At 38.2% G+C, this 21,854-nt stretch carries 17 protein-coding genes; all 17 read left to right on the top strand.

Annotated elements, in window-relative coordinates; translation table 11 throughout:
• Positions 1-100: 100 nt before the first annotated feature.
• The 17 genes from IGJ99_RS14390 (at position 101) to IGJ99_RS14310 (ending at position 21,843) form a co-directional block, all read left to right on the top strand.
• Positions 101-973: a LysM peptidoglycan-binding domain-containing protein gene (locus tag IGJ99_RS14390; protein WP_169059279.1), complete on the top strand. Its 873-nt coding sequence runs from the start codon at positions 101-103 to the stop codon at positions 971-973.
• 174 nt (positions 974-1,147) lie between these two features.
• Positions 1,148-4,498 (top strand): SpaA isopeptide-forming pilin-related protein, encoded by a 3,351-nt coding sequence (locus tag IGJ99_RS14385; protein ID WP_438770935.1) that lies wholly within the window; start codon positions 1,148-1,150, stop codon positions 4,496-4,498.
• Positions 4,499-4,712: 214 nt separating this feature from the next.
• Positions 4,713-5,318 carry a class A sortase gene (locus IGJ99_RS14380; protein ID WP_438755289.1) on the top strand — a complete coding sequence of 202 codons (606 nt, stop codon included), beginning with the start codon at positions 4,713-4,715 and terminating at the stop codon, positions 5,316-5,318.
• A 32-nt stretch (positions 5,319-5,350) separates the two neighbouring features.
• Positions 5,351-5,686, top strand: coding sequence for a PC4/YdbC family ssDNA-binding protein (locus IGJ99_RS14375; RefSeq protein WP_023520645.1), 336 nt, complete (start codon positions 5,351-5,353; stop codon positions 5,684-5,686).
• Between the two features lie 16 nt (positions 5,687-5,702).
• Positions 5,703-6,437, top strand: coding sequence for a hypothetical protein (locus IGJ99_RS14370; protein WP_438770934.1), 735 nt, complete (start codon positions 5,703-5,705; stop codon positions 6,435-6,437).
• The gene (locus tag IGJ99_RS14365; RefSeq protein ID WP_438770933.1) at positions 6,434-8,218 is read left to right on the top strand and encodes a VirD4-like conjugal transfer protein, CD1115 family; all 1,785 of its coding nucleotides are present in this window, start codon (positions 6,434-6,436) and stop codon (positions 8,216-8,218) included. The genes IGJ99_RS14370 and IGJ99_RS14365 overlap by 4 nt, the downstream gene beginning before the upstream one ends.
• A 31-nt stretch (positions 8,219-8,249) precedes the next feature.
• Positions 8,250-8,534: a hypothetical protein gene (locus IGJ99_RS14360; protein ID WP_023520648.1), complete on the top strand. Its 285-nt coding sequence runs from the start codon at positions 8,250-8,252 to the stop codon at positions 8,532-8,534.
• A gap of 24 nt (positions 8,535-8,558) precedes the next feature.
• Complete coding sequence (locus IGJ99_RS14355; protein WP_066025994.1) at positions 8,559-9,386, top strand: type IV secretion system protein; 828 nt, start codon at positions 8,559-8,561, stop codon at positions 9,384-9,386.
• 3 nt (positions 9,387-9,389) lie between these two features.
• Positions 9,390-9,770: a PrgI family mobile element protein gene (locus IGJ99_RS14350; protein ID WP_023520651.1), complete on the top strand. Its 381-nt coding sequence runs from the start codon at positions 9,390-9,392 to the stop codon at positions 9,768-9,770.
• Positions 9,700-12,063 carry a VirB4-like conjugal transfer ATPase, CD1110 family gene (locus tag IGJ99_RS14345; protein WP_023520652.1) on the top strand — a complete coding sequence of 788 codons (2,364 nt, stop codon included), beginning with the start codon at positions 9,700-9,702 and terminating at the stop codon, positions 12,061-12,063. Before IGJ99_RS14350 ends, IGJ99_RS14345 begins: the two co-directional genes overlap by 71 nt.
• A complete protein-coding gene (locus tag IGJ99_RS14340) occupies positions 12,041-14,008 on the top strand; it encodes a CHAP domain-containing protein (RefSeq protein ID WP_438770932.1) in 1,968 nt (655 codons plus the stop codon). The genes IGJ99_RS14345 and IGJ99_RS14340 overlap by 23 nt, the downstream gene beginning before the upstream one ends.
• A 16-nt stretch (positions 14,009-14,024) precedes the next feature.
• Positions 14,025-14,726, top strand: coding sequence for a hypothetical protein (locus IGJ99_RS14335; protein ID WP_265262173.1), 702 nt, complete (start codon positions 14,025-14,027; stop codon positions 14,724-14,726).
• Entirely contained in the window at positions 14,713-15,003 is a 291-nt protein-coding gene (locus IGJ99_RS14330; protein WP_169059090.1) for a hypothetical protein, read from the top strand. Before IGJ99_RS14335 ends, IGJ99_RS14330 begins: the two co-directional genes overlap by 14 nt.
• Entirely contained in the window at positions 14,996-16,285 is a 1,290-nt protein-coding gene (locus tag IGJ99_RS14325; protein ID WP_169059091.1) for a hypothetical protein, read from the top strand. The genes IGJ99_RS14330 and IGJ99_RS14325 overlap by 8 nt, the downstream gene beginning before the upstream one ends.
• Positions 16,286-16,473: 188 nt before the next feature.
• Positions 16,474-17,679 carry a hypothetical protein gene (locus IGJ99_RS14320; RefSeq protein ID WP_438752341.1) on the top strand — a complete coding sequence of 402 codons (1,206 nt, stop codon included), beginning with the start codon at positions 16,474-16,476 and terminating at the stop codon, positions 17,677-17,679.
• 9 nt (positions 17,680-17,688) lie between these two features.
• Entirely contained in the window at positions 17,689-17,919 is a 231-nt protein-coding gene (locus tag IGJ99_RS14315) for a hypothetical protein (RefSeq protein WP_169059085.1), read from the top strand.
• An 18-nt stretch (positions 17,920-17,937) separates the two neighbouring features.
• The gene (locus tag IGJ99_RS14310; RefSeq protein ID WP_438770931.1) at positions 17,938-21,843 is read left to right on the top strand and encodes an LPD1 domain-containing protein; all 3,906 of its coding nucleotides are present in this window, start codon (positions 17,938-17,940) and stop codon (positions 21,841-21,843) included.
• Positions 21,844-21,854: the final 11 nt, after the last annotated feature.

Below are 21,854 nucleotides of genomic sequence, written 5' to 3'. Positions count from 1 at the left end.
GATGAAAAAAAGAAAAAAATCCACGATATAATTGTTGACCTATCATTATATGTATATTATGATAGGCATATAATATAAAAAAGGAAAGAAGGAAGAATAAATGAAAATGTTAAAAGTGTTAGCAATCGGAGTAACCGTTGGAGGAGTGGCGTTAGCTATTCATACGGAAAAGGCAGAAGCCACAGAATGGACACCTCGATCAGTTGAACAAATCAAAGCTGAAATTTCTGGCAATGAATACACGATAAAGTGGGGCGATACTTTAAGCGCCATTAGTGGAGCGACAAATATATCAGTTCAAAAATTAGCTGAGTGGAATAGCATTGGAAATGTAGATGTCATTTTCGAAGGCAATAAGTTAGTATTTGAAGGAAACATTGCTACTGTACAAGATCAAAGTGGGAACACTATTAGCCAAGCAGTAATCAACGAAAACGACAAAGTCAATCCAGGGCAACCAATCGGACAAGCACCAGCAACTGGTTCTAGTACTGATCAAGGTTCTCCAGCAGCGACAGTTCCTACCCCTCCTGCAGTAGAAGACAGTGGGTCAACGGATGCTGGAAACACAGTAACACCGCCGACAGGTGCTGACAATGGATCAACAGGCGGAGGAAACACCGTGACACCACCAGCGGGAGGAGACAATGGCTCAACTGGCGGAGAAAACACTGTAACACCACCAACTGGTGGCGATAACGGTTCCTCTGGTGGGGGTACAGAAACAACACCTCCAACAGGCGGGGATAATGGTTCAGGAGGAGACAATGGCTCCGAGGACAATGAAACTGATAATATTCCTGTTAATATTGGAAATAGCGGCATTTTTGCAGCTACTCAAGAAGAGGCTAATGCACAAGCATATGCATTATGGGCTGAGGATAAATTTGTTGAGTTTACTAGATTCTTAATAAATCCTGCCTTAAATGCTAAAGGCGATATAATTGGATGGACAGTTGTATTTTATAATTAAAAAATAATGTAAAAAAGAGGTAAAGCTGAAAAGCTTGCCTTTTTTTTATGTACTGAGGTGATAAAAAATGAATAGTAGATGCCGAAGCCCGTCATATTCGGAGATTGTTGTAAAGGACTAATGAGCTAATCATTGGTCTTTTTTTGTTGCTAAAAGGCTTATGAGGAGACGATTATGAAATATAAGAAAATGAAAAAAGTGATCAGCTTGTTCTTGCTGACTGTTTTGCTTACAACAGGTTTGCCGATAAATAGTATGGCAACGGTACTGTTGGATCAATCAACAAGTATCAAAATCAATGATGGTTCTGATACGAAAGAAATAGATAGCAATAAGGAAACTAATGAACCTGTTAGTGATCCAGTGTTGCTGCCCTTAATGAACAATCGAGATTTTATTGGATCTATCCAAACCGGAGAGAGCCAACTAGCTAATGACGGGCCGGAATTAATAACTAAAGAAGTACCTGATAATATGAAAGAATTCTTTATCGGAGAAAAAGATCTTCATGAATTGGGGTCGTATTCTGAGCAACAGGAATTAGCTGCACAATCAGATGAATGGCAAAAACTTAAAGAAGAGAAAATGACTAGAAGTTCTTCTTATCGTTTGTCTGAAAATGGTCGTTTAGATGTTAATGTCGCACGTTATACACCTTCTGGTCTACATTATACGCATGACAAGATCATTCGTTGGCAAATTGATGGCGAAGACGTTTTCTGTATTCAAGAAGGGGTATTTACAGAAGCTGGCATTTTATACGATCAAAAATTAGACCTTAATAATGTAGTATCTCCAGAAAGTCGATCAAGGAGACTTCGTTTTATCGGATATTTTGGTTACTATAACCAGCGTAGTATGGAAAATTATGCATTAACACAAATGCTAGTGTGGGATGAAATGGGAGGTAGCTTTATCAATTACGGAACATTTGGTAAAGCAAAATATGATTCGTTCAAAGCTACTGTCGATAAAAAGATTGCTGAACATGATCTAAATCCTTCTTGGCACAACACTACTGTAACAGTTAAAGCAGGTGAAGAAATACGCGTTCGAGATACTCATAACCGTTTTTCTTCTTGGAATGGAACTGTTTCATCTAATTCGGCTGGTGTGAGTGTTCGAAAAGATGGAAATGATTTAGTCATTGCTGCTTCTGCAAATTCTAATGAATCGGGAGTAGTTCGAGTAACAAAATATGACCCTAGCGGATCGGGGATAGGAACTACATTTGCTTATACAAATGGGACAACACAAGATCTTTCTCGTCTTCATTTACCCGATCCAGGAATCGCTGCATTAAATATTAAAGTAGAAAAAAAGGGACATGCAGCTGTTCGTAAATTAGATGAAACTACTAAAAAACCTTTAGCGGGAGCAATTTTCCGTTTTACAACAGATGATGGAAAAACGAAAGAAATAACAGCGAACAATCAAGGAATTGCTGAATGGCGTGATTTAACCCATGATCAAAAGGTGACAATGGAAGAGATTCAATCACCGAATGGTTATGTGATTAATAGCAAGCCACAAACAATTACAATCAAAGTAAATGAAACAGTCACGGCAACCTTTGATAATAAGCCTCAAAAAGGACAACTGGAGCTTTCTAAAACAGTTGAAACAGGTGTTTCTACAGTTGTAAATGAAAGCGATCATGGCGACTACACGACGATTGAATTCGAACAACGAAATGGGGATGGATTTGGCTTTAAGATTCGCCCGACAGAAGATATCGTGACCGGTGACGGCACACTGCGTTATGAAGCAGGGAAATTCTTACAAGCAGATGGTGAAGACATCGTTTGGACTACAGACGAAGATGGTAAATTTACGACAGACCCACTACTGTTTATCGGTAAGTACGAAGTCGTTGAAGTTTCTGCACCTGCAGGTGTCGTTCTTTTAGACGAACCAATTCCGTTTTCGATCGATTATGCAGGACAAACGGTTGATATCACGTCCTCTTCTTTAGAAGTAGAAAACTTCCTACAAGATCTCAATATCTATGGTCGAAAAATGCAAGAAGTTCTAACGGGTTGGGAAGATGGTAAAGCAGTTGTTGAATTAGAAAATGCGAAAAACGGTCAAATATTTGCCCTACGATTAGCAGAAGAACTACTTGTTGGAGAAGAAGAATTAGCTGCTGATACTACGTTAGGTTATTCAGTAGTCGAAGAAGGCAAGATTGCTTTTGAAGGACTGAAATTGCCAAATCAAACAATCCCGATGTATATCCAAGAAATCTATGCAGGTCCCGATCATGTAATGGATGACACGAAGCACCACTTTGTATACGATCCACAGAACAACGATGTTTCATTTGATATTCAAGTAGAAGCGAGTCAAGACGAAGCCGAAGGTGAAGATGCTGAAGAAGACCCTGACGCTGATTCTGAGGAGGACGACGTAGAAGGAGTGGCAACTAATGCCAATTTAGATACTGAAACTCCTGATACTGAAGAAGATGTAGATCTGGAAGAAGAGCCAGAAGAGGACCTGACAGGCGCAATTATTAATCGTTTAGCTCGTGCAGGTGTTCAAGTTATCAAAACCGATGGAATGGATCAAAAACCGCTAGAAGGTGTTGCTTTTGATTTATACCGAGTGCCAGCACCAGAAGTTGATCCTGAAGAAGATATCGAGGAAGCGCCTGAAGAAAGTGAAGACGTTGAAGAAGATACTGACACTGAAGAGAGCGAAGACGCTGTAAAGACAACCAATTCTGATGAAATCGACACCGAGGATTCAACTGAGTCAGAAGACTCAACAGATTTAGAGGGTGAAGATGAAATCGATGAGGAAACTCCTGAAGAAGCTGTTCTTATTGGAACGTTCTTGACAGATGAGAATGGTGAGATCAATATCGATGGATTGCCAACGGGACATTATTTGTTGGTGGAATCCCAAGAATTACCTTGGTATCACGCAAACGAAGAAGAGTATACGTTTGAAGTTTCACCTGAAAATGATGGAGAAGTTATTGTATTTGAAGTAGAAAATCACCGCTTAGATTTAGAAGTAGAGACGCTATTTGTGGAAACTGAAACTGGAAGTAAAGTTTTAGATCCGACAAAAGACAATCACTTAACCGACTTTACTTGGATTCGTGGGGGGAAAGAAAATCATGAATACTACATGCTTACGCAATACATTAAAGTCAATAAAGACACAAAAGAGCAAGTAGCAGTCGTTTCTGAAGATACTTCATCGGTTGTATCCACTGGAGACGAAGAACAAGAATTACCAATTACACTAGATTTGCCAGCAAACACAATGGAGAGCGGATATGAATTGGTAGCGACTCATATGATCTATGATGATCCTGAAATGGAGAATCTGGTAAACGAGCATTTCGACTTAGAAAATGAGGACCAAACAGTCCTTTTCCTAACTCCAGAAGAAGAACCTGAATTACCAGTTATACCAAAAGATTTAAAGACACCACAAGTTCCGTCAATCCCACAAGCAGGAAATACAAACTTTTGGGAAGAGCTTAAGGCTGTTTTTTCGAACCTATTTTAAGATCAAAATAGATGATTAAGAAGAGACGAAGGGAGAAATTCCTTGTCTCTTTTTTAGTAAATTTGGTCCAAAAAAACGAAAAAACATTTTGATTCATTTATCTCTGAAGGAAAGGAGCAATGCATTGAAGGAATTACAAATAAAGCTTAGAAGGATTCGATTAAAATTTAAGCAGCACCCGCACAAAAAGAAAATTATCCTTGGGATATTGAGTGTGATTTTACTAATAGGAACGATTGTCGGTATGATGCACTATCGACAGAAACAGTTTGACCAACAAATTTCAGATCTACAACAAGCTGGACTAAGCGAAATGAGTGGAAAAACGCCATATAGAAGAGTTATTGGTGATTATTCAGGAGACGATGTTGAAGATTTACGCCCCCAAAATCTTTCGATTGATTCGAACGATTTGATTCAAAAATATGGGGTGGGAATTATACGGATACCGATGATAGGGTTGGAATTGCCCATTTTGGAAGGTATGACACAGGCCAATCTTAGTATTGGAGCAGGAACTGTGAAACCGAATCAACGAATCGGACGAGGAAACTTTGCCCTGTTGGGCCATTATATGACCAATAGCGGACTATTGTTTGGTGGGTTGAAGAATGTTTCTGTTGGCGACCAAGTAGAAATTACTTTCTATGGAAAAACAGCTACGTATGAAGTACAAGAGACACGAATTATCCATCAAAGTGAAGGACAGTATATGTTGGATAATCCGGAAGAGCCACATTACTTGACCTTGCTGACATGTGATGGAAGTCGGGCTGGTACGGACTATCGATTGATGGTTCGAGCAACAATGCTAGAGTGACAGATATGATCAAAATTTAGGAGGTATTTTCAATGGTAATGGATTTATCACAAAACCAACCAGAGCAAGAAAAAAAGAATCCAAATATATCATTTGAGAAGGTAGAAGAGATTGCTATTCTCAATCGTACAAAATGGGGGACAACAGTTGAACTAAATAAAGTTTCTTATAACGGCCGTGAGGCGGTTTATGATTTACGTAATTGGACACCAGAAGGGGAAATGCGAAAGGGTATCACACTTACTGATCAAACGCTGGCGAACCTCTTGATAGCCTTAAAGAATCATTTAGAAGGCGACTTATCAAAAGATGAATCAGAAGATTTGGCAGATTCAGATATTACAGCGCACCTTCCTAATGATTTTTGAAGAAGGAGGCTAGAGTATGAGTCAATCGCAACAAGAAGCCTATCAAGTGATTTGTAAGGGGACGCCACAAAAGTTATATCAAGTGTTTCGCTTACTATCGATGTTGAAGCAAGCAGCTAAAAGCAGAGAAATGAAGCAACAAGCGGAACAACTTACAGCAGACAATTGGGAAAAGTTTAAAAATCTTAGAGAGCAGCTTGGACTGCCTGATAAACCGGAATTAGAATTCAAATTTAAACAATTGCCGAGAGAGAAACAAATGGAATTGATTCGAGATTGTGAGAAAAAATTGCTTGTACAAGCTGGAGAAAAAGATTATGAGTTCTTATTATCCTCGAATAAAATGCTAGCAGAGCCACAACTTTTAGATCAAGCGGTAAATTTGGACCAATTGAAAAACATGATGACAGAGTATGGTTTACAATTCCACGTAAAAGAATTTCCGGACATGACGTCAGAAATGTACTTTTATGCCAAAGATGCTAATATTGCTTCTCGTGCGCTTGAGAGGACCGTAGAAACAATCATAAACGATCCAGAAACTGTGACAAAACCAACACTTGAAGCACTAATTGAAGAGGCGAAAGGAAAGACGAAAGAAAAAGTTGCGGCAGTCGAAGAGGCCAAAGAATCAAGTGTCACTGCTATTAAAGATGGTACAAAAACTGCAGCAGATACCACAAAAGAGGCCAAAGAAAGCCTAGATGCTTTGTCTCTATTTGATGATATAAGCGGAGGGATCGATCTATGACAAAAAAACAGTCAATTATTCCTTACGCGCTTTTTGGTGGTGTCGGAGGTTTTGTAGCCAATCGTGCAACTGAGCTTGCTATGCATGCACCAGAAGGGGAGAAGCTCTTAGCAGCACTTCAGGTGAATAAAGAAATATTTTATAACCCATTCCATTTTTCATTAGAAAATTCTTCCTTACTCGCTTGTGGCGCTGTTTTAACGTTAGCGTCTTTAACCTATCTTGGGCGAGATACGAGAGAATATGAGCCAGGAAAAGAATACGGAAGCGGTCGCTGGGGAACAAAGAAAGAAATGAAGAAGTTCAGGAATAAAAAGAACTTTTCAGACAATATCATTCTAGGGGACGGCTGCTATAAGAATTTCTATGAGGGAAGAAATACTCGATTGAATCGAAACAACAATGTAATGGTCATTGGAGGTTCCGGATCGTGGAAGACGACATCTTACATTATGTCGAATATTGCTCAAATGAAGTCTAGTTTTGTTCTGACAGATCCAAAAGGGAGAACAGTCAACCGAGTAGGGAAAATGTTAGAACGTAGAGGATATAAGATCAAAGTTGTTGATTTTGATACGTTGACAAATACCGATCATTTCAATCCATTTGCGTATGTTAAAGACGAGATCACACTCAAAAAAGTGATCAGTGCATTGATTGATGCGACAAATGCGGATCATGAGAAAAAAGGAGAACCATTCTGGGACAAAGCCGAAGAGTTGTTAATTACCTCCTTATTTGCTTATCTATATTACCGTTATCGTGGGGGAAGAAAAGGAAATGAAGAAGTAAAAGGGGACGGTATTATGCCTAGCCTAGATCAAATCGGTACCTTGATTCGGCTTTTAAATCGTGAGAATAAAGACGTAGAAAGTCCGCTTGAATTTATGTTTAAAAGTTTTGCGGAAGAATTTGGCGAAGAAAATTATGCCTATCTCCAATGGCAAAACTTCCTTCGAAACTTTGAAGGAAAGACTAGGGACAGTGTCTTAGCTATTTCGATCACTCGCTTTTCCTTATTTGATTTAGAACAAGTCAAAGACTTTATCAAAGAGGATAATCTTGAGATTGAAAAATGGGTTGAGGAGAAGACGGCGGTATTTTTAAAGATACCGGATATGGATGATACGTTCAATTTCTTACCACTCCTTATTTTTATACTTTCTTTTCGAACGCTTGAACACAAAATTGATAATGAAATGGGTGGAGAAGCAGATATTCCTATCGAATTTTTAATGGACGAATTTGCCAATCTCGGAAAAGTACCAAATATCAAGCAGGCCTTGTCTGTATTTAGAAGCCGTTTGATGAGTATCACGATTTTATTACAAAGCGTCAATCAAATCGTTGCTATGTACAAAGAGGATTGGAAATCCTTTTTTGGAAACTGCGACGCTTGGGTTTATCTATCTGGATCGACAGAGCCAGATACCACAAAGTTCTTTTCTGAAGCAGCCGGAAAAAAGACAATTTATATTCGTAAGCGTGATAAAGGTTCTGTTCGCAGTGAACCCGTTGGAAAAGATGTTATTTCAGGCAGTGAAGTCGGGGAGTTAGATCGACTTCACGCCTTAGTAAAAATTGCTTCAGTACCCATGTTTAAAGTACCAAAATACAATTATAAAACTCATCCAAATGCCAAAGAGTTCGGTCATAAAGAAGGTGATCCGAATTGGTATGAGGTGAAAAGATACAAAAACAGCTTAGAAAAATTCGAAGCAAATGTTAAAAAAGAGGCATTTTCAGATCCAGTAGTATTGGATATTGATTTTGCGGCGTAAAAAAAATAGCAAATTGAATGGAGAATGAAAAATGAAATCACTTTTAATGAATGTAACAACGAGCTTGGAACCGCTAGTAATGGCAAATGCAAATGCAACCGCTCAAACAATTGCAGGAGGACTGCAGTGGTTGATTGCTGGTGGTGGCGCTTTGTTAGCTGTTTGGGGAATTGTTCAGATCACTCAAGCAGGAAGACAAGGAGATTCTCAAGGGAAAATGGAAGGCTCTTGGCTGATCATTGGTGGCATCCTGTTACTTGCGATTAGTGCGGGAACTATGATTACCGGAGTATTTTCAAATCCTCCAGGTATGTAGTAAATAAATTAAAGGAGGATTCATATGGATTTAGTTGAAGCCCTCACTCAGAATATGGGGGATTTTTCCCAAAGTACATTAAATTGGGTCAACAATATCGTGGCTAAATCAACCCGTGAAGTTGGTCTTTATTTAGTAGGGATACTCTTAATTTTAGAAATTGCAAAAATGTTTGAAAAAGCGAACTCTTCTAACGCAGGAATCGTGACCTTGAAAATGTTTCAAGGTCTTTCTTTTCGTGCGGCATTAGGCGGAATCATGGTCACTTTTTCGAGTGTCATGTTAAATTTCATTTTATCGATCGGTATCGGAATGGCAAATCTCATTTCCCGAAATGCGAGGGGTGCTTTTGATGTATTTAATCTGCCAAGTGTGGAAGTACCAACGGATACACTATCTATTTTGGGGGAATTAATCGGTGCATTATTGAATCCGACAGAGGCACTAAGAAGAGGGATCATGGTCCTTTTATTAGTTGTTGTCGGTGCTTTAGTTACATTAGCCGCTTATGTAATGGTGTGGGTAATCGTTATGCTTCGATTCTTTCAACTCTATGTCATGTTAGCCTTGATGCCTGTTCCGATGGCCTCTTTTGCGTCTGAAGAACATGACAACATAGGAAAAGGATATTTAAAGCGAATTTTAGCCTATGCCTTTCAACCTGCGGTCATTATGGTTGTGTTCGGTGTTTATCATTTTCTTTCCAGTATTGTATTGGATCTGACTGGTTTAGGAAATCCAATGAATCTGGATATGGAAGTACAATTCTTTCAGAATTTGATTTTAGCGATCGTGTTCATTATTGTTTTGTGGCAGACACATAAAAAATCTTCAGAAATGTTTGGGGTGTAAGAAATGGAAATTAAAGTGTTCAAAGACGCTTCAAAAAGGGAAAAAACGTTTATTGGTTTAACTGGCGCACAGTGGATTTTTATTGTAAGTCTCCTTTTAGTGATCGGATTAGATGTTCGAAATGCTATCTATTCGGTTTTGCCTGTTGGGCTATTTCGAGTGATATTTTTCCCCTTGTTAGCACTAAGTGCGTGTAACGCAATGTACAAACCACATGGCTATACTTTTTCTACTTGGGTGAAGCTGTTTTTTAAATTCCAAACAACGATTCAAGTAAGAACTTATAAAAAAGGAGAAAGGATGAGAATCTATCGTGTTCAAGACTTTAAAAAAGGAAAAAAAATCAAAGAAGCGACCAAAAAGACAAAAAATTCAAGCCGCTAGCACGCAAAACTCGTTGTATTATACTTCTTTGTTTGAAGATGGGATCATGCATGTTACAGAAGACCTATTTTCTAGTACGTATACATTAGGTGCAGTTAACTACACAACCGCGCATGTAGATAAGCAGAAACAAATTCTTTCACAATATAATAAGGCAATCAATTTATTGTCTGAAAAAGACCATTTTCAACTCACGCTATTGGTAACTAAAAATCCAAAAGGTGAATACATGAAAAAGACAGCCTATCCTTTACAAGGCGATCCTGGCGATCCCCTTAGAGAAGAGTTAAACCAACTAATTGAGTCTAGTTATGATTCTGGAAGAAACAATTGGAAAGTTGAACGTTTTGTGACTTTAGCGACACACGCAACGAACCTTCGTAATGCCCAAAAAAGATTGTTAAATATTGGCGAGTCGTTTGCGGATGAACTGATGAGTATCAAAGGCACAGTTGATGTACAAGGTGGCATGGAGCGATTACGGACGATGAACAAAATCTTGCGACCTGGTAAACCACTTTTTGGAAATTTTGAAGATATTGAACGAAGCAGAAGATCCACCAAAGATTTGATTGCTCCAGGCTATTTAGACTTTAAAAAATCAGGGAAAATTGATTTTCAAGTGGACGATAACTTTGGACAAGTGCTGTATCTGCGCGATTTCCCTCGAAACTTATCTGATCATATGTGCAAAGAATTGACAGAAGCAGAAATGGAGATGGTAATCACTATTCACGCAAGCCCGTATTCAATCTCTCAAACAACAAAAAAATTACGGACAGAAGCGACTAACCTTGAAACAGACGTAATCAAGCGTGAAATGAAAGCTAGCGAGCGAGGATATTCGAGACAGCATATTGCACGCGTAATAAGAGAACATCAACAAGATATCAATGAACAAATAGAATTTGTAGAAGAAACTGGTGATAAACAGCTTTCTTCTACTTTTTTGGTTTATGTATGGGACGAATCGAAGGAAGCTTTATACCATCAAATTGAAAAGGTGAAAGCGGTAGGTGAAAAGTTCGGTGCGGTATTTGAACCGTTATATCTTACACAGGAACAGGGATTTAACTCATGTTTGCCTATTGGTAAAAATTATTTAGATTTTGAACGAACCTTTTTGCGCGACTTGATCACGCCTAATATTTCAATCAATTCTCCGTTTACTAGTCAAGATGTACAACATAAAAATGGCACGTACTATGGAACCAATCAGTTATCAAAGAACAACATTCTTATTAATCGAATGGGTAGTGAAATGAAGAATTCCAATGGTGGCATTATGGCTGTGTCTGGAGGAGGTAAGTCGTTTGCAGCTAAGAATGAAATCATAGCGACACGATTGAGAAAACCTGAAGCAGAAATTATCATCCTGGATATGGAGCGTGAGTATCTGCCACTAGCGAACGCACTGGATGGCGAGATCGTCACTGTCGCTCCAGGAAGTGGCACCTCTATTAATATTTTGGAACTAGCAGATGAACAATACCTAGAGGTCGGGGACGATCCAGTTTCCATCAAGTCAAACTTCTTAATCAGTTTAATTTCTCATTTGGTAGGTCATGTCTCAGCTGGGCAACAAACCAAAATTGATTCAGTCACACAACAGACCTTTCGTGAGCTTGAAAAACCAACGCTTCAAGACTGGTATAAAGTGTTGCAACGTGATACCAGTCTTGAAGCAAAAGAGCTGATCGATGCAATGGGGTTATATGTCACGGGATCATTAAACATGTTTGCCAAAGAAACGACCGTCAATACTTCAAAAAATTTAATGATCTATGATATGTATTTATTGAAAAATCAAATGGCGACCTTTGGTTATTTAGCCATTCTAGATCGAATCTGGAATAAGGTGGTAGAAAACCGTGCGAAAGGTATTGAGACTAGGGTCTATATTGATGAGTTTCAAGTTATCATCAATCAGTCACAACCTGAGATATTACGTGTTCAAGCGGCTGAAATTTACTCAAGGATACGTAAATATAAAGGTTGTCCCACGTTTATGACCCAGTCAGCTGAAACGATGCTTTTAACTCCAGAAGGTCGCTCGATCCTGTTTAACTCTGACTTTTTGATTTTACTTGAACAAAAAGGGGAGGTATTGGATGCGTTAGTCGAACGATTTAAATTAACGGAAAAAGAATCGCTCTATCTCGAAAATAATAAGGTAGGAACTGGGCTAATTATCGCTGGTGGTCAGGTGATTCCCTTCTCAAACCTAATCCCCAAAGACACAAAACTGTTTGAATTGATGAATACAAGTCATGCGGATCAACAACCGGCCTAAAGAGTACTTTAAATTACCCAAAGGCACTCGCTTTAAGGGAGAGCAGAGGTCTTTAACTGTTCGTAAGGGAACAATCGCCAAATTCAATCAACGAGCTGCATATGGCTATACACTCGGTAAGCAGAAGAATGAAAGCCGTATAAACTCATTCAAAGGAAAAAAAACACAATCTGAAGAAAAACTAAAGTCAGAAGAGTCTTCATTTTCAAAATTAGAAAAGAAAGGCCAAAAAATTCATGAGAAACGTTCATCGAAACAGTCGTTTCTTACAGATAATGAGTCTGAAACACTAGATTCAGTATCAAAAGCAAAGAGAAAGAAGCGTCATGATAAAAAGAAAAAGAAGAAACTTGAAAATGATCTAAAGAAAAAGAAAGATGATCTGTTTCATACAAAGCAGAAAGAGTCTTTTCACCAAGCAACTAGCAAAAATCAATCGATCAATTCCGATTCAAAAGGCAATTTTTCTTCTTCTGCCAAACAGGTGGCCACGAAGCAATTGATCAATCAAGGATTCAATGTGATGGCTCAAGAGGAGGATGCAGAAGAGCTAAAACAATTTCAATCTAGTGTTAAAGATGGGGAACGTGTTTTTAAAGGAACGAAAAAAGCGAATAAATTTTTGACAAAAAATCGGAAATTTTCTCAATCTGTAACCATTGGAAAACTTGATGATTTGCGTTTTACTTCAAGTCATACTGTAAAGGCTGCAAAACCAGTGTCAGATGTAGCTTGGAAAGCGGCAACCAAAACGGCTACTCAGCAGACTGCATTCTCGCAAGCTTCTTTAAAAGTCCAACAGGCAATCACAAGCGCAACTAGTAAAGCACTTAGCAGTTTCACGGTGAGTAATCCAGTTGGGTGGATCATTACAGGGATAGCACTTCTCTTTCTCGTGTTTGTGGGTTTATTTTTTATCTTTAATAGCCAAAGCAGCGCGTCTTCTGAGGATGGCGTATTTTATGTTGAAAAATGGGATGGACCTGACGCCTATAACTCCTCACTTTTGGCTCAGCGGTATGGAATCACTGCCGAACAAATTGATGGGTTTATAGCCAATGAGGGGTACACGGTAGATTCTAGAGCAACCGGCCAAGAGTTTTTACGTCTTCAATCATTATCAGGAATTGATGTCCGTCAACTTGTGGCATTTGCCCAATGGGAAAGTTCTTACGGAACAGCCGGTGTCGCCTTGCAGTTCCCGAAATCGAACATTTTCGGATATGGTGCATTTGACAATGATCCTAATCAAGGAGCTTCGTGGGACAATACACGAGCAGTCACTGAATTTCGAAATACGCAGATCGATACGTATGGCAATCGAACCTTAGCAATCATGGATGCACGTGCCAAAGCTTTTCATGACAATACATTAAAACCAGGAGAATTTGTTTACTGGACTAAATTAAATGCAGGAAAATCAAGAGCTGAGACAGCGGAAAAATTCAATCAATGGATTGATGATAATGGTGGAACACCGAAGCCACCTGGTGGGTATGGACCTGTTGGCGGTGGTGGCGCTGGTTTAGCTGTATTAGATCAAAGGCTTGGGACAGTGATTGGTGGCGAGTTTGGTGGTTTAACCGGAGAATGTTATGCTGTTTCGGCTTATTATGCCAATTCAATCAATTCGTCCATTATTTTAACAGGTGGGGTTAAAGCCAGTGATATTGGTACTGATTATCCTTGGGAAAGTTGGGGATGGTCAGTCATTAGAAATCCTAGCTATAACCAAATTAAAGCAGGTGATATTATCAATTACAATACTGGTGGAAATATGGGTTCCTGGTTTGCCCATTCGATGTACGGTCATACTGGTGTAGTAGGAAAAACGTTAGGAAACAACCAGTATTTATTATATGACCAAAATCCAGGACCATTAAAAACGTGGACAGTGACTTTTCACTCTGGCAGTGTATCGTCAGTAGTTCGTCCACCTAATTAAGCAAGGAGAAAAATGAATGCAAGATAAGCGGAAATTTAGGCTATTAGTAGGGGTCGGGGTGGTTACCTCAGCATTGATCTTTATTGGTTTGATTTTATTAGTTGTTCATTTTATGAACGCTGAACCACCAACCTTGGAAGTACCAAATCAGATTCAGTCTTCTCAAGCTGAATCCCAAGAAACAAAAACGGAGGAAAGTAGTCGTGTGGCTTTAGTTGATGGTTCGTCTTCAAGCAAAGAGGAGACCATAAAGACCACTGAATCGAGTCGGCCGCCAGTGAGAGAAGTAGACGAAGTTTCTAATATCCGAAATTTTTTAAGTGTTTACTTTACCTGGGAATTGCAAGAAGACTCAGTGACCGAAAGGGCTGAATTATTACAAGAATTGATGACAGAGAAACTCTATGATAAGAAGGAAATAGAGGCAGATAGTGAAGTTTTGAAGGAGTTGATTGATACGTTCAATGAAACGAATGAAATAAATACTTCCAATTCCATGCAACTCTTGTCCAGTCGCTATCTTTCTTCTCAGATTTATCAAGATACCAACGATGAGACGCTTTATCGAATAACTGTACGTATAGCAAAGCAGGCACCATATCAAGACGCACCTTTTATGATAGAAGAAGCGTACCATTTACGCTTTGAAGATAACCATGTGACTGATCTAGACGGACCAAAAGATCAATTAAGGAGTGACACAAATGACTCAGAGTAAATTAGAAAAACTTAAATCAAAATTAGCAGATGCCGAAAAGAAACGAGTGCAGCTAGATAAAACAATTAAAAGATTACAAAGTCAAATCAGTGAAGAAGAGACCAAAAGCTTTCGAATGACGCTGACAGAATTAGACTTGTCTGTTGAAGAGGCCATAAGTTTTCTTAAAGAGAAAAATCGACCATCTGCAGCACAGTTGGCTCATTCATTTAATCAAGCAGCGCCACCAAGTGATTATCAAAATGCCGAAGGAAAGGAGCTAAAGGTTAATGTTTAGAAGAAAGCCAAAGTTTATCTATGAACTATCTGAGTGTACCTTATTGAAAGAAGAAGAGATCTTTAATCCGGATGATCTCTTTCGATTTATTCAGGAGGAAGATTACCGGTTTCGAAGAGACTATTTAAAGGGTTCAGTCGTTGTGACTAAAGTGAGGAATAATCTGGAAGGTACGGTTTATTATGCGAAGCGTCTTCATCTACCACAGGAAGAAGGATTTGATTGGGTCGCAGAATTAGCTGATTTTTATACGAAAAAACCGATCGATTATTTTTTAGAGGAGCCGATTGTCGAGTCTGTGAATGATTCAGAACCTGTTCTTTCCGTGGATTCAGATGAAGCACTCACTTTAGATGATTTTGAAGCTGATATTCAGCCAGTAACAAAAACAGATAAACCGGAACAAACAGAGTCAGAAATAGAATCAGTACTTAGCAGCTCTTCAGAGATGGAGAAAGAACAAGTTTTATCAGAAGAAAACAGTGAAGAATTCGTACAGATTTCAAAAAGTGAACTACAATCCATCAAAGAAGCACTTGACCGTCATCAAAAAGAAATAAAACAATTTAGAGAAGAAAAAGCGACAGAAATCCAATCAACAACTGCTTCTGCAGAAACACTGTCAGAAGATAATATGTTAGAGGAAATGACAAAATTTATGGATACAGAGCCTGTAAAAGGTGAATCACTCGACATTGAAGTTGCTGCAGATGAGATTGTACAAGAGGTTCTACAATCTACGAAAGTTGAATTTGGACAAGCATTGACCAAATTTATTGAGACAGAGACGAAGAAAATCAACCAAGAGATCCAACAATTAGATAAGCGTCATTTGATCGAGGAATCAGTTACGAAGCGTTTAGAAGCAAAGAAACAAGAAGAATTAGCTAATTTAGAAAGCCAGTTGATCAATCAAAAGCAGCAACAAGTCCAAGAAGAAAAATTGCGACACCAGCAAGCATTACAGAATATCGAAAAGTCCTTTACCACACAGCTTGAAGGAGAAACTGCAGCAATTAAAAATAGCTATAAGGAAACGGTTGATCAGACAATCAAAAAAGAGTATGAACAACAAACAGAGCAGCTGTCTCGTGTATTACAGGGGAAAATGGATGAACTAAAACTTCGGCAACATACGGTGAATACAGGTTTAGAAGCGAACTTTAAGGAGATTTTGGAAACATTTAACCGTGAGCATACACAAGTGATTCATGAGGTGGAGCAAAAAAAGCAACAGTCGCCGATCATTTTAGAAGAAAGGAGATTGCGATTACAGGCTTAAATTGATAAAAGGGGAAGCGTGTGTCGCTAGAAGAGAAAGAATCAAGTATCGATTAATATGAGTAAATTATTGTTCAAGAAGTCAGATCCAATCCTTAACTTTTCAAGGAATGAATCTGACTTCTTTTTGTTTGGATCTAATATTACCTCAGAAAAAATAATTATTTTCATTAAGGAAGGAGCATATTTATGGCTAACTACAATCCAAATCGATTGATGGAGATGGCCAAACAAAAGAATATTTTAGATGTGGCTAGTTCTTTAGGACTAGAGTTAAAACGTGCAGGGCATCAGTATGTATGGATTGAACATCCAAGTTTTAAAATTAATCCGAGAAAAAACACCTTTTCTTGGTATTCAAAAGGGAATGAACTTCGTAACCAAGACGTGATCAAGATGGTTGAGGTAATCAATAATATGTCGTTCAAAGAAGCGCTACATTATCTCCTTGAAACAGAAGCTGGCGTCTTTGATGGGGCGAAGATTCCAAAGAAAGAACCATTTATTTATCGAGTGAGAGAAGCGAATACATTTGATTATGCCAGGAAGTATTTACGAGAAGAACGTGGCTTATCGGATGAAACAATCGATTTTTTTCTGAATAAAGGAATCATGGTACAGGGCATTCATAAAGATTTCGATACAGGTAAAACCGAACCAATGATTGTATTTAAGCACGTAGATATCGAAGGAAAGATTGTTGGAGGAGCTAGACAAGGAATCTGGTATAATAAGCAACTTTATCCGGAAAAAGGTCGATTAAAAAAGACTCTCTACAATAGTGAGGGGACTAGTGGCGTGATTGTGGATATTGGTGATAAGGCACAATTTAGTAAAGCTACATCAGAAAATCCTTTCACAGTCTACGCTTTTGAAGCTCCTATCGATATGATGAGTTATTACGAATTGCACAAAAACCGATTAACCAACTGTCGATTAGTCGCCATGAATGGCTTAAACAAAGGAATTATTTCACGTGCAGTCGTTGAGGCACTTTGTGCAGATAAAAGTTATGTAAAGAAAATTGAAGAAAAAGTGAGTGTCGATCGCTGGCTACAAAAAATTGATGATTTAGCAGGATCTGCAGGTGTAAGACATGAAAAGTTAAAAATTGTTCTCGCTTTGGATAATGACGAAGCAAAATTTAATCCAGAAAGAGGGAAAATCGAGAGGCCAGCGAAAGACTTTTATAACAGTTTTGGTATAAACAACATCGATGTAATCCCACACTTTCCAAAATGCCACGAAGGAATGAAGAAAAATGATTGGAACGATGAGTTGAAGTACCAAAAAGGCTTACTGAAGGGAATAGAAGCAACAGCTTCCCTACAACAAATGATTAACAATGTTCAACAAGATGTTGCAACGAAAGATCTAGCAGCAATCCAGCTATAGGAGGAAATTATGGAAGAAAACACATTTAATGAAACACAGTTCAGTAACTTTATTCTTCGGTTGATCCAAGACTATCAAGAAGGAGAACTGACTGAGTACAAAAAAGGAGCTGTTTCAGCACTTTTACAAGTTTCAGATCAATTCCAAAAAATGGTGATAGAAACGTCTTCTACTGAGAATTTAATCGACTTAAGAAAGGATGAATATCAAGATAACGAGCAAGCTTTTGATAGAGACTAAGGAAGGGAGCTATGTTAAGTGGAAAATCAATTAACTTCGTTACTTAAAAAGAAATATGGGACAACCACTTCGTCTCCGCTAGTGTTTACTGAAAAGGATACTTTATATACCGCATTTCGAAAGCTGGCCGATAATATTTATAAGAATGGCACGTGGACGCAAGAAGATGAGCTGAGAGCAGTAGACACGTTTATTCGGAATAGAGATGGTTATCCGGTAGGCAAGGAAGACGCAACGTTTCATGACTGGAATGGCCAACCCTGGTCAACGGAAGTTAAGGTAAGACCGATTGATGTAGTTGAAAGTTCTTTTCTCCGAAGTGAAGCCGAGGGAAAGAAAATTTACTCAGCTACCGCTATCAGAAGAAAAATCAATGGATCTGAGGAACACGTCAAAAGTGTTGATGTACTTTTAGATCCAAAGAACAAGAGTGGCACAAAACACGGTGAATTCTATTATTTTTCGTCTAGCAATTCTAAAGATCCAAGTTATTACGCATTAGGGAATATGAATCGAGCGATTGGATACGATAAATTACAGCGAGATATTTTAAAAGAATTTGATGATACTGTTCAGGAGCTTAAGTTTGATAGACGGGACTTAGAACGATTACTGGAGAGACTGTCAATTGCAAGTTATACCGGAAAAAAGAATGCTCATTTATTCCAAAAGAATCCCCATGGAGAATTGACGAATACTTTTTTGGCCACACTTCCTAGAGATGAAAGAGAAAAGTATCTTGATAATCCTTCAAAAATGAAATCAATGCTAGAAAATAATGAGGTACAAGGTGAAGAACGTCAATGGCTAGAGGAACAAGTTGCTGCTAATTGGGGAGATATGTCAAATGATCCGACAAATCCAGTGAAAGTAAATCTAGATAAGTCTCCGTATCTGCTCAAAGAAGGAAACCGAACAACCTATCTCTATCCGAAAACGATTCAGAACGCTCGGAAACAAAACGAGTTAATCAGTTTTGTAGAAGAATATATTCAAAGTACCTACGATATTTTTCTTCAACGAGAGTATGAAAAAGATATTGATAAGCAAACCAGGGCTTCTGCATGGCAGACAAAAAAGAATATCAATAAAGATACGCGTAAAATAATGGAATCAACGTCGTTAAATAAGTATTTCCAATTTGTTGAAATAGATAACGATGTGGATCTAACGCTGTTTTCACAGTTTGAGAAGGAAATGGAACGTATGCACGACATTTTACCGAAAACTGGCGATAAACTACCAGAGTTGCGTTTGAGGAAGCTTGGGAATCATAAAGCTCTTGGACTGTATGTACCTAACAAGAATACGATTGCTATAGACTTTAGAGATACAAACGATGAAATTGGTGGCGTGGGTATACAATCATTTGTTCACGAGTATGGTCATGCATTAGATTATGGTACAGACAACGGTCGTTTATTGAGCATGAGAGACGATTTTAAGCCAATTGTTACAAGATATAGAGAAAACCTTTCACTTAACGGCAAAGGCAGCTACGTAGCCGAGAAGGCAGGATATTACACGGCTCCTACAGAAGTATTCGCCAGAGCTTTTGAGTTATATGTAAACGAAGCTGGACTGAATAGTATTTTTCTTAAATCAAAAGAGACTTATGCAACAAATATTGAATATGCTTTGTTTGATCAGAATATGCGTGATAAGCTCACAACTTTTTTTGATAGTGCCTTTCCGAATTTGAAAACTGCAGTCTTAGAATCAAATAAAGAACAAATTGATGTAGAACAAGGAACAAGGTCTGATCAGGAGTTACTTAAGACACAAGTTGATACAAAAATAGAAAGTATCAAGTCGGTAAAATTTATTCATGAGAACGAAGAACTGAATGTTGGAGACGCTTTGGAAACTTGCGAACTTACTTTAATAGATAAAGCTTCAGCTATTCAGAAGCAAGAAGAAGCTATTCATTTATATATGAACGCTATTCCTCAAACGGACACGATGGAACAAATTACAGCGATTCTCAAGGATTCCCTGGAAGAAATGAAGGAACAGTCTGAAGAGACGCTTTTTTTATTTGATGGATCTGAACTTGCTGACTATTCAACAGATTTGAATGAAATGCTGACAATGATTACAGAAAGGGCAGTATTTAATGATGTTTATGGAAATTCGTTGCAGGAAGTACTGTTAGAAGTTAACGGACAAGCTGAACAAGCGCACCAAAACATTAGCGCACATGCACAAGCGCTCATCGACAGTAAAGCAGTTATGCCAGGGGAGAAAAATCCAACACTTTATTTTGTTAAAGGATTGAAAACAGTGGCCTTAGAGCTACAAGAAACTGGCGATTTTCTTCCATCCGAGAAATATAAACCTCAAACAGAGACAGAAAAAGAAGTGATAGGGGCTTTACTACGAAAAAATGAAGTAGGGGATATTAAAGTTAGACGAAACCATAATAATAAAATAGGCAATCAACCAGTCGAACGAGTACAAGGAGTGAATGATTTGGCAGAAGTACAAGTTTTAGAAGAGAGAAAAAGTAAGAAGTATATTGAGTTAGGCAATAAAATTGAAACATTGAAGAAAGAACGTATTGATTTTAGAGATCAATCCAATTGGAAAAAAGTTTCTGAAACCGATTGGGAACTACGGAAGTTAAATTTAGCTGTGGAAATACTAGACAAGAATACTATCGAGCCTATTTTAAGTGAAATAGCTGAATTTGAAATAGACATTGCTGGATTGGAAAGTATCGATAGATCCAATGTTAATTTAGAACAGTCCAACTCTATATTGGAAAGGATTAATCGTTCAAAGGGTTACATTAAAGAGCTAAAAGAAATGAAGGACGATTATTCTAACTTTTATCAGCAAGGACTTGAGGAAGAGATCAAATCTTCACCACAAGGCTCAAATAGTTTACCAAAAGAAGAACAGCAAGAACAAGATCAGTCGAGCAGTATTGTTTCTTCGAACGAACAGCTTCAACCTTCTAATCACTCTTTTATCCAGGAGATCAATGTTTCTTTTGATGAAACGAAGCAGGAAGTCGATGCCTTTCTTAAGCAAGTAGGATATAAGGGAGAGCAATTCGGTAGCATGGCTGATATAGAGAATATTTTAGCCACACATTTAAAGCAAGTTGAAACCATTGTTAAACAGTCAATAGAGGCAGTGGATGCTTTGAGCGAGCCGACTGAGAATCAGATAAAAGAAGAAACAACCAAAGTAAAAAGAACAATCGGTCAAATTTTGTCTGATTTCAAAGAAAACTTAAAACAGTATGTTAGAACACAAAAGAATAATACAGTGTATCAAGTGACGAACACAATGGATGACATTCGTTTAGGTTTGAAAAATTCATTTAATCGCAAACTTTTATCAATCAACGGCTTGTTAAAAAAATTGTCAAATACAATTGATCGAAATTTTGTCATTGAGGAAAAAAGAAATCAAGCACCTTTAGCTGAGAAAACGCAAGAGGTACAGGAAAAGGATTCGCAAGAACCAGTTCAAAAAGAACAGGAGAAGGTTTCAGAGGAGCCTAGCGTACCTGAAACTCAGCCAACTATAAATACCGCTGAATCAGTGAGTGATCACAATAAACAGCATTCGGAAGAACCTACTCTACAGAATGAGCCTAAACTATCAGATGAGGAAAATGCTCCAATAATTGCTGAAGAGGCTGAACAAACAACAGCTGAAAATACAGTAACAGAAGCAGAACAGAATCAAGCGGATAAGAAAATGAACAATATCGAGTTGCAACAATTAAAACGAATCGAAGATTTAAGCAATCAGTTGGGACTTAATGCGAGCGCAAAACAAACGGAAACGATTAAAGATTTAAATCAGACACAAAAATCAGACTTGATTCGATCAATGGAAATAGCTGTTGAAGAAAAAAACAAATCTGTTTCCGTTAAAGAGACAGAGACGGAACTTGAAGTGGGATAAAGGAGGGCAAC

Source organism: Enterococcus sp. AZ095b (genome assembly GCF_051714725.1).
Classification (GTDB): domain Bacteria; phylum Bacillota; class Bacilli; order Lactobacillales; family Enterococcaceae; genus Enterococcus_B; species Enterococcus_B pernyi.
This window is presented reverse-complemented; position numbering and strand designations above follow the sequence as displayed.

Excerpts from the sequence above, each read along its gene's own strand:
- IGJ99_RS14385 (WP_438770935.1), top strand. The coding sequence starts at position 1,148 with ATGAAATATAAGAAAATGAAAAAAGTGATCAGCTTGTTCTTGCTGACT.
- IGJ99_RS14360 (WP_023520648.1), top strand. The coding sequence starts at position 8,250 with ATGAAATCACTTTTAATGAATGTAACAACGAGCTTGGAACCGCTAGTA.
- IGJ99_RS14320 (WP_438752341.1), top strand. The coding sequence starts at position 16,474 with ATGGCTAACTACAATCCAAATCGATTGATGGAGATGGCCAAACAAAAG.
- IGJ99_RS14330 (WP_169059090.1), top strand. The coding sequence starts at position 14,713 with ATGACTCAGAGTAAATTAGAAAAACTTAAATCAAAATTAGCAGATGCC.
- IGJ99_RS14315 (WP_169059085.1), top strand. The coding sequence starts at position 17,689 with ATGGAAGAAAACACATTTAATGAAACACAGTTCAGTAACTTTATTCTT.
- IGJ99_RS14335 (WP_265262173.1), top strand. The coding sequence starts at position 14,025 with ATGCAAGATAAGCGGAAATTTAGGCTATTAGTAGGGGTCGGGGTGGTT.
- IGJ99_RS14325 (WP_169059091.1), top strand. The coding sequence starts at position 14,996 with ATGTTTAGAAGAAAGCCAAAGTTTATCTATGAACTATCTGAGTGTACC.
- IGJ99_RS14365 (WP_438770933.1), top strand. The coding sequence starts at position 6,434 with ATGACAAAAAAACAGTCAATTATTCCTTACGCGCTTTTTGGTGGTGTC.
- IGJ99_RS14390 (WP_169059279.1), top strand. The coding sequence starts at position 101 with ATGAAAATGTTAAAAGTGTTAGCAATCGGAGTAACCGTTGGAGGAGTG.
- IGJ99_RS14370 (WP_438770934.1), top strand. The coding sequence starts at position 5,703 with ATGAGTCAATCGCAACAAGAAGCCTATCAAGTGATTTGTAAGGGGACG.
- IGJ99_RS14350 (WP_023520651.1), top strand. The coding sequence starts at position 9,390 with ATGGAAATTAAAGTGTTCAAAGACGCTTCAAAAAGGGAAAAAACGTTT.
- IGJ99_RS14375 (WP_023520645.1), top strand. The coding sequence starts at position 5,351 with ATGGTAATGGATTTATCACAAAACCAACCAGAGCAAGAAAAAAAGAAT.
- IGJ99_RS14340 (WP_438770932.1), top strand. The coding sequence starts at position 12,041 with ATGCGGATCAACAACCGGCCTAAAGAGTACTTTAAATTACCCAAAGGC.
- IGJ99_RS14355 (WP_066025994.1), top strand. The coding sequence starts at position 8,559 with ATGGATTTAGTTGAAGCCCTCACTCAGAATATGGGGGATTTTTCCCAA.